Here is a 12,111-nt window from a genome sequence, read left to right as displayed (position 1 = left end):
TCAGATTTCAGGAATTTGGCTTTCAGTACCCGTTCATAGAAAACTGCAGCGAGGCGATACCTGCCGCGACGTTCGAGACGTCGTCCAATTCCTAAGACAACCCGGAGACTATACCTGTTCACGTTAACCCTTTTACCATCGACCTAAGAGGTTCCACGAAACCGATCATTCCGCGGTTCAATGCCCACCAGATGATTCTGCCTCATAACGCCAACCAGACTTGGTAATTACTCCCGTGTTGGTATCTAGGAGCGCGTTAGCCCGGTAGTCCTAAGGACTACCGGGCTAAGCATTGACGCTACTTGTTCTGTGGGAAAAACTTCTGCACAACCCGACGCGAGGCAAAGCCATCATCTTGTGGTGCGAACCGTTTAACGAATGCTTCTCTTTCCACTCCCCCGATGTTTTTACCTTCAAGGGCATCGGCGACGGTATCCCAAAGTTCCGCTTCGGTTTCTACAATCGGGCCAGGCATTTCGCTCTGGTAATCAAGATAGAATCCACGCAAGTTGTCGCGATAATTTTCCAGATCATACGCGTAGAAGACGATAGGCCGACGAAGCAACGAATAGTCAAAGAACACCGACGAGTAATCTGTGATCAACACGTCTGTAGCGAGGTACAGTTCCTGGATATCTGGGTATCCAGAAACGTCCAATATCCGTGCGTTAAGTTCCTCCGGAATGCTAATCGCGTTAGACACCAGTACATGCATGCGCAGCAACAAGACGGTGTCCTCGCCAAACCGGCGATCAAACTCTTCAAGGTCCATCGGTAGCTCAAACTTAAAGCGTCCACGCCCATTTCCAGCGTCGTCACGGAAAGTCGGAGCATAAAGCACCGTACGAACGTCCGGCGCTAGTCCCAATCCTTCACGTATAGAGACTTCACGCGCCTCGGCGTCCGGAGCCATGAGGATATCATTGCGCGGATAACCCAGCTCGGTGGCAGTTCCGGAGAACGAGTATGCCGACTTCATGATGTCGGTGGTGTACTTTGATGGTGAAATCAGGTGAGACCATTGTTTGGTCGCATTGACTACCCGCTGCACATAACCTTCATCGCGACCATGGATTTCTTCGATATCCAATGCCATATGCTTCAGCGGCGTACCGTGCCACGTCTGCAGGTAAATGCCGTTCTTGCGCCGGCGCAAATAGTGCGGGAAGCTCTGATTGGTTACCCAGAACTTAGCCCTGGCCAAATACCAGAAGTACTCCGGAGACAGGCGCTGAATAGTGATGGTATTTGGGTCGGTGAAGCGGTGCGCGCCTGAATAGATCCAAACTTTCTTCCGAGTATCACCACTGCGTACGAGCTCCTCGTAAATGTATCGCGGTGAGTCACCATATTGCTTACCCAAACCCGATTCAAAGACTACGAGATTCTCATCCATCGGGGTCCGCGAGACGGTCTTGAACATGGCCCGCATCACCGAGTAGTACCGCTTGTTCTTGCGGAAGCGACTTTTCAGTTTTTCGGGAAGTTCTGCTTTCCAGCCGTCCTGGGAACGCTTACGAAGTGATGCTTTCTCAATTTCCTCGGTCACCCGCTGGCTGTTGTTCTGGTCGCGGTGCGACATGAAAACATCTGCGCGCTGAACATACCGCGGCTCCATGATCTTTCCACGGTCCATGGACTCAGCAAGATCCGTAAGCAGGCTGGCACTGTCGAATGCGATGCGACCTGGAAGTTCAGCATCTAGGTCAAGGTGAGAACCCTTTTTCCCTAGGAACCTTGCACGGTCAAATTGGAAGTAATGCACGGGTTTGTGTAGGAAGCTGAAGTCAAACGCAACGGATGAGTAGTCGGTGACCATGACTGCAGCGGTTTTGATGAGTTCCTGGACATCTACTTCGCCCTGGACGATTAATCGCGCGGGGGTGTCTTGGAAATGCTCACGGAAGTGCTGCATGTTTGGGTGCAGACTGAAAACTACTTCCAAAGAATGCTTGGCTGCCATCTGCGCTAGTTCTGGGGAAGACAGCAGGCCCTTCCATTCCTGAAGGTACGCCGATTCGAGGAAAGCTTCCTCGTTTTGCAGCCAATCCCTCCAGGTAGGGATGATCAGCAGCATATTCTTGTTCGTTGGAACGTCGTTTGCAAGCAGGGAGTCAAAACGCGAGAGTCCGGTGACCTTGACGTCTTCCGGTGAATACAAGAAATCGGAAACGATATATTGTTTCTCTCGATCCGAAGACACCATGAATAAGTCGGTGGTGAAGCCCGGCGAATTCTTGCCGTAGTTCGGCACCATCCACTTGGTTCCCATAACTCCGTGCTGCAGGAATACGCGAGTTGCACGAGTCCTTGCAGAGAAACTCTGATGCCGTGTTGGATACAGGTAGTCGGCATGATGCGTACCAATAAAACGCGAAGCACGTATTGCGAGTTCGAAATGTTCCTTACTTCCGTGGAAAACAACGTGATCCATGGAATCAAAGTTACGCAAGTCTGGGGAATTTTCATCGATGACGTAATAGGCATCGATATCTTGGCGTTGGGCACGAAGGTAGCGGAATAGGTGGAGCGCATTGTCTTGCGCTTTATAGGAAAGCTCGCCAACAATCCAGATTGGGTGGCTTCCACTCTCAAGTATGGGGAAGCTCTTGGCACGAGAATCTTCCAACACTGCGAAGGCTTCCTTCTCGTAGACCTCAAGAATCAGCGACGTCGATTTTGCTTTGAAAGTGAAGTACGGGGAAATCGCAAGTGTTTGGCTTCCCTTGTGTACGGCGCCGGCCTGCGTAGTGGAGCGGACAATATATGGTGTCCTGGTGACACGCATCCGCCGTTCTTCGTCGCTACCCGCATGGCTGAGCATCAGGTAGATGTCGTAATTGTCGCCACGGTCAAATACCTCCCAATCCTGCGCAGCGAAATCCAAATCGGCTTGCCACTTGTATGTCGCCTTACCGAAGCGGCGGTCGGCGAGGTCCGAGTCAAGCTTCAGCTGAACTGGTGCTTCGAACTCAACCTTAGTGCGGCGCCCAATAACACTCAATCGTGCACCGGTCAGACGGTCGGTTTGGGTGTCTAGGACTCCGGCGAGAGAAAGGATACCCGCGTGAACCTGGGTCTTATCCGTTCGAATACGATATGAGTGCGAAACTTCACGGTTGATACCAATCGAAATTTCGGCTCGCTTGTTGACATACACTCCGGTGCTACGTTCGCCCGCTTGATAGCTGCCAGCGCCGAGAAGTTCAGTCTTTTCAAAGCGCCCCATAATCCGGTGAGCAATCACCGGACCTTCTAGCGAGAGCTCGCCCTCTTCTACTAGAGCTTTGACTTCTTTTCGACGCAGTAGTTCACCATGTGGTTCAACTTGGATCCAAGCGATAGCGCTTGGGAGCTCTGTGAATTCGCATTCAAAAGTAAATGCTAGCCTCACGGTTCCAGCAGGAAGCCCGTCTTCCTCCTCGACCTCTTCGATCTCGGACTTGGTTTCGCCGTCTTCCTCTGCATCCAAATCCTCAGAGTTCAAGGTCGCAAGTTCGCGATACTCTTCCCAAGCGTCTAAAACCTGGTCGAGCCCTATGTTGGCCGTGGCATGATAACGGTCTGCGGACTCGTGAGATTTCGAGATGACAGGTTCGGAAAACACGATTTGACGTCCATGAAGTACGGCGACAGCGCTCGGTACATAGTTCAGTTCAGCTTCCACGTTTAGCCGACCGTCGTGAGATTTCACGGCTAACGAGTGGTGGCCCGAGTAGTAGCGGTAGGTTTTCCGCTTTAGCCGTTGATCTCGCAAATCACTGACTAGCGACTGTACTAGTGCCTGCGCGGAATGCTTCTTGAATGCCACTGAGATGTGTTCCTTTAATTTGTGCGTCACTAACTTTGAGAACTCGGTTCTAAACCAGATTCAACTTTTCAAATGAAGATCTATATGGGTACATACTCTGGAACAAGTTTTTGATTACCCGTTCCTGCTGTTGTACCTCTGAGGCCTGACGAATTTCGTTCAGGCAAAACATTTGTGGAAGCACGCCGCGGGTTAGCCTGAGTGCTTGTAGAGCAAAGTCGCTGTCGCCTATATCGAGGTACGCGTAGTCTATCTCCGTCGGGTAGCCCTTAGCACTGCGGGCTGCGAGTTGATGCGCGAGCGACGACGGTAAAGAGATATCCGTTGGATGACGAAATTGATGTTCGACGGTCCGGGCAAGTTCCTCCGGATACTGCTTGTAAGCCAGCTCGTGGATGCTTCTCAATTGGGGATGCGCAACATGCTTAAACTTTCGTGATGTCGTCCGGTGATACGTGGAGCTCATCAACGATTGGTTGTTTTTGGCGGCCGAGTTGACGGGCAGATCGACCTCGTCCGCATCCATAAAATGTCCTCGCGACAGCGAGAATTTCGCCTGCCCAGCAGGACCATAAAATACATTTGGTGAGACTGGCCGGCCAAAAAACACATCATCGTTGATGTAGAGGAACCGTTCTGACAACCCCGGAATGAAAGATAGCCGAGCTTCGATTGCGTGCGAGTTGAAGGTTGGCAGGCACGCTGCATCCAAAATTTCCGAATGATCAACGATAGTTATTTTCGGGTGTTCTTCTACGAGCCATGACGGGGCTTGCCCAGCAGTGACCAAATAAATGTGGTTGATCCATGGCAGATTGAGTTCCAGGGAGCGAAGGGAGAACTTCAGTTCATCATGAGATACAAAACGTCCGGGATCAGTGGAACTGCTGTTCAAGTTGCTATCTGCTTCTGCTTTCGCGTGCTCGTAGTCTGTACGCCACGAAGGATCCGCGGAATTAACCCACGTATAGACTGCGTCTACCGGACCTACGTGATCCATCACGTCGTGGATGGGGTCAGTGGCATTCGGAAATACATTCCAAATCGCACCGGCGCCAAGAACACCAGATTCCAAGGGTGTTGCGCTCACAGACCAAGATGCAGTGGCCGAGTAAGAGCCAGCCTCTGCCAATTGCGCCGAGAATAAACCATTGTCTCGAAGTTCGGATTGCAGTAGGTTCCAAGCTTCGCGTCCAATAACAAACCTGCACGAATTTTCATCCCACATATATTCAATGCCCGTGCTGTCTGCGATCGCACGAACAGCGTTTTCATTCTCTTCGCGTAATTTTAAGATGCTACTAACAGACGTGGGTGCGAGATGGACACGGGATTTAAGTAGTTGCTGGAAAAGTTGTTGGGGCAGCAACTGCCCTATTTTTCCTCTCCATCCTGCGAAATCCACTTGCGAACCTATCCTCGATATTCTTTGACGTACGCCAATATTCTACGTAGCCGTACAACATAATTCGTCCGCAAGACCAGAGATCAGTCCGAGACTTCACCGTGAATATTCTGCGCAAGTACTTGATGACCCACGTTGGATCCTTAGAACTGGGGTCCGAATATTAGTACTACCGTGGAGCTGAGTTAAAACTCCAGATTTGCGGAAACATCGACGGAATTTGAGCGCACTCGCTGGCGGCCGGGGACTGATATGGTCCTCCCATCCAGCAGTAAGTTACCTCAAAGCCGTCACCCTGAGTCACGGATCCGAATTACTCTCGACATGGCCTGGTAGTCTGCTTTCGAAAGTCGACACAGCATCATGCTCATTGGCACTCTATGGTTTTGCCAATGTTCGTCTGCGAAACTCATTGTAATTTCGGTGATTGGTTCGGCTGTCGTCTTCAGTCAATTGCAACGCAGTAGCAAGGTACATACATCTCATACCTAAAGACGATATAAGTCGCAGGCTTCATCGAGTATGAGAGCACTTTGGTGAACAAGCTCGAAGGACGCGGATGGGCGGAATTAATCTACTCTGCGCCTAGACTGACGCATGGGAACTAGCTGAGTTCTTTGACAATCTGGCTCAGCGCGTCGAGGGTGTTTTTCAATGATTCGACATGGCGTTCATCAAATTCGCTCAGCACGCGCTTCATCTCGGTAGTCGAAACTCCTGCAGTACGGGGCAGGTACACTACTTCGACTTCGTCGCCCAGATCATCGAATTTACCCTGCCAGTCTTCGCCAATGCCGAACACCGTTGCATCATATTTTTTGATATCAAGGCGCTTCTGTTCCCAGTTGTCCTCCGGAATAGCCAGATCTACGTATTTGATGGCTTGAACGATCTCTAGTCGTTGGGCGAAGGGCACGATAGGCTTTTTGCCTTTGATCGCATTGAATTCATCGGTAGAGACGCCGACTACGAGGCGGTCACCTTTTTCCTTGAGTCGCTTGAGAATGTTCAGGTGTCCAATGTGGAACAAATCGAACGTACCGTAAGTAAGAACTGTTTTAGCCATGTTTACCTCCACGTCATGTTACTGATGCATAGTTATTGTGGTGGGCTCTGTGGCCCGCCGCCCAGGTTAAAGAACTGGTGGTCGTCCTGCCATAGTCATTCTAAGCACGGTAGACCACTTCAGTTTAGGCCGAGCCTCACGATGCCATGGGCTACCACGCCAACCAGCGCGCCAACCAGCCAAATACTGACGAACCGCAGAGCGATTTTTTCGCATTCTGAGGCACTCCACCAGTAACCAAGATGTCGGATATATCCAGCACAATGGTGCTGGTAGGTTTCTTCGGGCAAGCCAAACTCTGTTGCGAGCGTTCAGGCGGTAAAACTCATCGTGACGACGGGGGTCCACGACCGGATGACCAATGCGCATGTCCCCTGCGTACCAAACATAATGCCCGGTATCCCAAATGCGCCAAGCGAGTTCGATTCCTTCATGGGCATACCAGAATCCCGCGGCCCACCCGCCAGTCGCATCAAAAAGTGCCCTGGGACTGACTAAACATGTCTCCCCCACGTGGAAGACCTTGCTCGGTTCTTCAGCAGTACGTTTATTAAGACGTGGAATCCACCGCGTTGGATCATTTTCTAAGGATTTCGGATCCGTAATTCGGGGCTGTAAGAGTCCCATTTTCGGGTACCGCTTGAAACGTTCAACGGAGGTCATCAAAAAATCTTCGTCGAGGAACCAAGAATCATCATCCAGGAAGCAAAGAAATTCGCCTTGCACATGGCTCACGCCTGCATTGCGTCCTGCAGGAATACCAATATTCTCAGGAAGGAAGTGTGTCTTGATGGGCGCCGGAATGTCCACAGGGTCCCAACCGTTGCCCACAACTACGGCATCAATTTGAACGCACTTCTGTGCCAGCAGAGACTCTAATGCGCGTTTCAATTCGATGGGGCGATTTCCCATCGTCAGGACAACAACGCCAATGCGCGGCAAAGTACCTGTCGTCATTTTCTTCCTCCCTTCAAACTAATTAGCTTTGAGCCTAGTAGAAGCCATGTTTGCAATGAAATGTCCTACGTTGACTAGCACCGTAGCTGGAAGCAAAATCCAGATCATCCATTTTTCGGCAATTCCCGGTTCTCCAACGAGAGCCGAGACGACAGCGCAAGCCAGGATCACGAGGCTGAGTTCCACCGCGTGCAGCATCCGGTGAAACGGCGCAAATCGCGCCAGCGAACGTAAACGTCCGACGAGCGATGTAACCGGGATGGAGCGTGCTTCTGCGGTATCCGGCAGTTTTCCAAGCCCAGCCATCCCACGGGCTGCATGCACCATCAGGGACTGAGACCTGTTTAGTACTAGGAGGACCGCAAGGCATCCACCCATAAACAGGGTTGGCCAGGCTTGAGATGCATTGGCGTTACTGGCAGAGAGCTCTACGAACACGCGATATCCCAGGGCGATGGGAATCAATGCTTCAGTCGTATGGTGACCCACCATGTCGATGAAGATTCCGCGCGGTGACTGAGTTCCTCTCCACCGCGCTACTTCACCATCCGAACAGTCAAAGTAGAGCTGTACCTGCGAAAGCACCACGGCGAGAATCGGTCCCCATATTCCAGGGATCAGTAGTGCCAATGACATGCACCAACCAGCAAGGATCATTAACCCGGTGACGCCGTTGGCCGAAATACGAGTTCGTACAAGTACTGCCGTCAGGTAGATCGAAATATGCCGAAGGTACAGTTCCGCGGTCCAATGCTCGGCATTTTTCCGAGCACGAACTTCAGGCGGTTGGCAGACCGCGCGAAGTTCTTCCAATGTGGGACGCAATGGGCGTTCGTGGCTCATTTAACTCGTCCCTTGTCCAAGGTGCTGCCAGCTCCAACTGCACGACCCTTTATGTAACCCGCAGCCCACGGAAGGTGAATCATGGGGAACGTTGCAGCCGTAAGCAGCTTTTCTTTCAAACCTTTTCCCTTGGCTCTTATCCCTGCAAACACGCAGCAAGCTGCGTAAAGAACCGGCACTACTTGACTAAGTTTCATCAGGATATTGACTTGTTTCGGAAGTGCGTTGGCGGCAACGGCTTGAATAACAGCTGAGAGAAGTCCTGTGCCAACTCCCACGAGAAGCAACGGTGGAAGGTCATGTCGCAGGGATTTCCCTTCGGGGAATCGCCGGGCGATTTCACCACGCCATGTCCCAGAGGCGAACGACTGCTTCATCAGAGAAGGAAAGTTGTCACGCGGGTAATAGCCAACCTTCAGCTCTGGATCAAACCAAACTTTGTGGCCGGCCTGTCGTATCCTCAGGCAAAGCTCCCAGTCTTGTGCTCGCCACATGTTCTCGTCAAAGTATCCGACTTCGTCAAAGACTTCACGGCGGAAGATTCCTAAATACGCCGACTCGGCTTCACCTTCGGGAGCACCTGAATGATAGGCGGGTCCACCGAAACCAAATTTCGAGTGGTATGCAGCGGCAATGGCTCGTTGCAGTGGCGTGCGGCCACGAGCATCCATCAGACCGCCAACATCATGTGCACCAACGCGTTTGAGCGTCTCTATGCCGCGTTTTGTGTAATAAGTAGGAAGCTCACTATGCGCGTCGACGCGGATCACAATGGGATGAGTTGAATTACGGATGGCAAGATTCAATGCTATTGGGGTTCGCCCCAGCGGATTGTCCACCAAGGTAATACGGGAATCACGAGCTGCTAAACGCTGGGCAACAAGAGTCGTTTCATCCGTGCTCGGACCCAATGCAAGCACCAGTTCCTTGTCGCCCTCATAATCCTGCGCGAGAATCGATGCGACTGCCTCTTCGAGGTAATCCGCTTCGTTCAGCACAGGCATTACGTAAGCGACGCCTGGATATTCAGTCATCCGTCCCTTTACTTCTTTTTCTTCAGATGTGCTTGATAGGCCTTGATTACGGTATCCGGGTCGCCGTCCATTTTCTGCACGCCTTTTTCGATCCAGATGCAGCGGTTACAGGTCTCCTTGATTGAATTCATAGAGTGCGAAACGTTAAAGATCGTTCCCGCGTTCTCGCGGATTTCCCGGATCTTGGCTTCACTTCGCTTCTTGAACTTCGCGTCGCCAACAGCCAGTGCCTCATCGACGATTAGAATGTCGTGTTGCTTCGATGCCGCAATAGCAAATTTTAGGCGAGCGCTCATACCTGAGGAGTAAGTACGCATCGGTAGGTCTATGAACTCTTCGAGCTCAGCAAACTTAATAATTTCCTCACGCATTTTCTCCACCTCCTGTCGGCTATAGCCGAGAGCAAGTCCACCAAGAGTGATGTTTTTGTCTCCAGACAACGCAGGGAGCAATGCAGCTCCTACACCAAGCAAACTTGGGCGAGAACGCGCAAAGATACTTCCGGAAGTGGGTGGGGTCAAGCCAGTAATTGCACGCAATAAAGTAGATTTACCCGAGCCATTTGAGCCAATGACACCAATTGATTCATTCTCATACGCTACGAACGAAATGCCCTTCAGCGCGTGGACAGTCCGCGCACCACGCATATTGGTTTGAAACAAGCGACGCGCTCCAGCGGCACCGACTGCTTTACCGCTGGAAAAGACTTGGTACTTCACGTGGAGGTTATCGACCATGACCACCGGCTGACGTGTGTCGTCAACATGAAGACTTGTATTCTTGATTTCCTCTGAGGGGACGACATCAATAAACGATGTATCGTCAGAGAAAATACGCTCAGGCTCATATTCGGGATGAAGTTCCGGGTTAATGAGGTCATCGAAATTAATCCGCACGGCCGTAACGCTCCTCAGCTTGCCAGAAATAGATGAGACCAAATACTAGGGTGCCAATTGCCCATATTCCAACGACGAACCAAGCACGTGGCTCGTATGGACTATTGTCCATAATCATCGCTCGCGCGATGGTTAAAGTCTGGTACAGCGGGTGATAATCAAAGACAGTAATCATCCATGGCCACTTGTTCAGAATTCTATCCACACTGAACAAGACGCCTGAGGTATAGAACAAGACACGACCGATTAGAGGCAGAATATTAGTGAAATCTCGAACATGAACAGTAATACGAGCGCATATCAGTGCAACACCCATATTAAATACGCTGAACAGAAGCACCAAGGGAATAATTACAAACCAAGTCCATTTAGGGCTTGTACCCAAAATGAGTGCGTAAATGAACATTACACCCAGCATGGGAACGAGAGTTAGGAAATTCTGAGTTACTTGAGCAACGGGAAGCGCCAAGCGCGGGAAGGACAGCGACTGAACTAACGCGCTATTTCCCGTGATCGATTTTGCCCCGCCTGACATGGATGATGTGAAAAATTGTAGGAGGAATACACCGATGACTACAAATACCGGAAAGTCCTCAGGCCTGCGACCACCTTGCAACACACCGAAGATGAACCCATACATCAAAGCCAGAAAGGTTGGTTTAAGTACCTCCCAAACCATGCCGAGACGGTTTCGCTCATTCGCAGATTGAACGCGTGCCTTAGCTAACTCATAGATAAACTGGCGCCGGTTCCAAGTCTGCTTCAGGTAATCGACCAGTGACGGTCTTGCCCCTACTCGGTGCAAGCCGTACTTTTCGGCCTCCTCCGCAACTGTCATGTGGAAAATGTCCTCTTGTCGAATGCTAACTACTACTTGAATTCGTAAGCACAGATGATCAAAGTCTAGTTTATGGGCGGTGGTTACACGTGATTTCGGACTCCGAGCTCACGTGCAATTAATCCCACTCACACCTGCATGCGTCTATTCCGGTGGATTCTCCGCCAGGTATTTGACCATGGAATCCGTTTGCAAAGCTTCGGAAATTTGCGAGATCGCCAACTCGCTGGCTAGTTCGATGGATTGCCCGTCCGGGCTAGTGGAACTTCCCGCGGTAGGCATAGTGAACATTTCTAAATTTTTAGTGTCAACATTTTTCAGCTGCATGCCTAACCCAACCATCGTTGCCGCATCAAATTCTGAGTCAAAGGTGAGATACGGCGAGACCTTGTCAACGATGTTGTACAGCTTGGTTGGATTAGTGAGCGTATCGTTTGACAACATTTGGTTAACCGCGGCCATCAAGAAGGTGCGTTGGTTTTTCACTCGCTGGTAGTCGCCATCGCTGAACGATTTACGTTCGCGCACGAAGCGCAGGGCGCGGTCGCCTTCGAGGGTGATCTCGCCTTCAGGATAGAAGTAGTCGGTGTCGTTTGCAGTGAAGGGGATTTCATTAGTCACCTTCACACCGCCGAGGGCAGTGGAAAGTTCACGGAATCCTGCGAAGTCGATCATAGCCACGTGATCAACTTTCGTATCAAATAAGCCCTCTACCGTTTGCATCAGTAATGGGACTCCCCCAAGCTCTACGGCGGCGTTTAGCTTGTGCTGTCCATAGCCCGGAACATCTACCCACATGTCTCGCACTAATGACATGACATAGATTTGTTTTCGGTCCTCTGGAATATGAACCAGCATCATCGAGTCACTTCGTTGACTTACAGCACCATCTAGCGCCGCTGATTCTGCCTCATTCTCATCTGCATGATCAACACCCAGCATCAAAATGTTCATCGATCCATCATCCGGGTTTTTAACCGGACGCAGGCTCTGCTGCTCTTCGGTGTAGTTGATGGCTAAGGTGTTGGATTTAGAATTGAAATTATGCTGAAGGTTAAAGACATAGAATCCAGCACCCAAAGCAGCAACAACGACGAGAGAAACAACAGACAGCAAAACACCGCGCATGCGTCGTTTCCGCTTGCGCTCCACCCCATAGCGGGCGCTACGAGAGGTGAAGCTTTCGCTCTGGTTTGGGATATTCATTCCTGCAGCTTCTCAAAGAAAATCTATGGTCTTCCCATGTGGCAAGTATTTGCTC

9 protein-coding genes are annotated in these 12,111 nt (G+C 50.9%); all 9 read right to left on the bottom strand.

Features of this window, described 5'->3' with window-relative positions:
- Nucleotides 1-298: 298 nt before the first annotated feature.
- The gene (locus CIK74_RS07930; RefSeq protein WP_096255353.1) at nt 299-3,811 is read right to left on the bottom strand and encodes a CDP-glycerol glycerophosphotransferase family protein; all 3,513 of its coding nucleotides are present in this window, start codon (nt 3,809-3,811) and stop codon (nt 299-301) included.
- Nucleotides 3,812-3,860: 49 nt separating this feature from the next.
- Nucleotides 3,861-5,216 (bottom strand): stealth conserved region 3 domain-containing protein, encoded by a 1,356-nt coding sequence (locus tag CIK74_RS07925; RefSeq protein WP_141392905.1) that lies wholly within the window; start codon nt 5,214-5,216, stop codon nt 3,861-3,863.
- A 604-nt stretch (nt 5,217-5,820) separates the two neighbouring features.
- Nucleotides 5,821-6,282 carry an adenylyltransferase/cytidyltransferase family protein gene (locus CIK74_RS07920; RefSeq protein ID WP_096255349.1) on the bottom strand — a complete coding sequence of 154 codons (462 nt, stop codon included), beginning with the start codon at nt 6,280-6,282 and terminating at the stop codon, nt 5,821-5,823.
- 66 nt (nt 6,283-6,348) lie between these two features.
- Nucleotides 6,349-7,239 carry a glycosyltransferase gene (locus tag CIK74_RS07915; protein ID WP_096255347.1) on the bottom strand — a complete coding sequence of 297 codons (891 nt, stop codon included), beginning with the start codon at nt 7,237-7,239 and terminating at the stop codon, nt 6,349-6,351.
- 18 nt (nt 7,240-7,257) lie between these two features.
- Nucleotides 7,258-8,082: a CDP-alcohol phosphatidyltransferase family protein gene (locus tag CIK74_RS07910; protein WP_096255345.1), complete on the bottom strand. Its 825-nt coding sequence runs from the start codon at nt 8,080-8,082 to the stop codon at nt 7,258-7,260.
- Nucleotides 8,079-9,116 (bottom strand): glycosyltransferase family 2 protein, encoded by a 1,038-nt coding sequence (locus CIK74_RS07905; RefSeq protein WP_096255343.1) that lies wholly within the window; start codon nt 9,114-9,116, stop codon nt 8,079-8,081. Before CIK74_RS07905 ends, CIK74_RS07910 begins: the two co-directional genes overlap by 4 nt.
- Before the next feature lie 8 nt (nt 9,117-9,124).
- Entirely contained in the window at nt 9,125-10,012 is an 888-nt protein-coding gene (locus tag CIK74_RS07900) for an ABC transporter ATP-binding protein (protein WP_240520493.1), read from the bottom strand.
- The gene (locus CIK74_RS07895) at nt 10,002-10,850 is read right to left on the bottom strand and encodes an ABC transporter permease (protein WP_096255341.1); all 849 of its coding nucleotides are present in this window, start codon (nt 10,848-10,850) and stop codon (nt 10,002-10,004) included. The genes CIK74_RS07900 and CIK74_RS07895 overlap by 11 nt, the downstream gene beginning before the upstream one ends.
- Before the next feature lie 144 nt (nt 10,851-10,994).
- Nucleotides 10,995-12,056, bottom strand: coding sequence for an LCP family protein (locus CIK74_RS07890; protein WP_096255339.1), 1,062 nt, complete (start codon nt 12,054-12,056; stop codon nt 10,995-10,997).
- Nucleotides 12,057-12,111: the final 55 nt, after the last annotated feature.

It is taken from the genome of Glutamicibacter sp. BW77 (genome assembly GCF_002332285.1).
Taxonomy (GTDB): Bacteria; Actinomycetota; Actinomycetes; order Actinomycetales; family Micrococcaceae; genus Glutamicibacter; species Glutamicibacter bergerei.
The sequence above is the reverse complement of the archived record's forward strand: the minus strand, read 5'-3'. Positions and strand labels throughout refer to the sequence as shown.

Bases quoted from the DNA above. Each gene is read 5' to 3' on its own strand.
- CIK74_RS07895 (WP_096255341.1), bottom strand. From the start codon at position 10,850: ATGACAGTTGCGGAGGAGGCCGAAAAGTACGGCTTGCACCGAGTAGGG.
- CIK74_RS07910 (WP_096255345.1), bottom strand. From the start codon at position 8,082: ATGAGCCACGAACGCCCATTGCGTCCCACATTGGAAGAACTTCGCGCG.
- CIK74_RS07905 (WP_096255343.1), bottom strand. From the start codon at position 9,116: ATGACTGAATATCCAGGCGTCGCTTACGTAATGCCTGTGCTGAACGAA.
- CIK74_RS07920 (WP_096255349.1), bottom strand. From the start codon at position 6,282: ATGGCTAAAACAGTTCTTACTTACGGTACGTTCGATTTGTTCCACATT.
- CIK74_RS07915 (WP_096255347.1), bottom strand. From the start codon at position 7,239: ATGACGACAGGTACTTTGCCGCGCATTGGCGTTGTTGTCCTGACGATG.
- CIK74_RS07890 (WP_096255339.1), bottom strand. From the start codon at position 12,056: ATGAATATCCCAAACCAGAGCGAAAGCTTCACCTCTCGTAGCGCCCGC.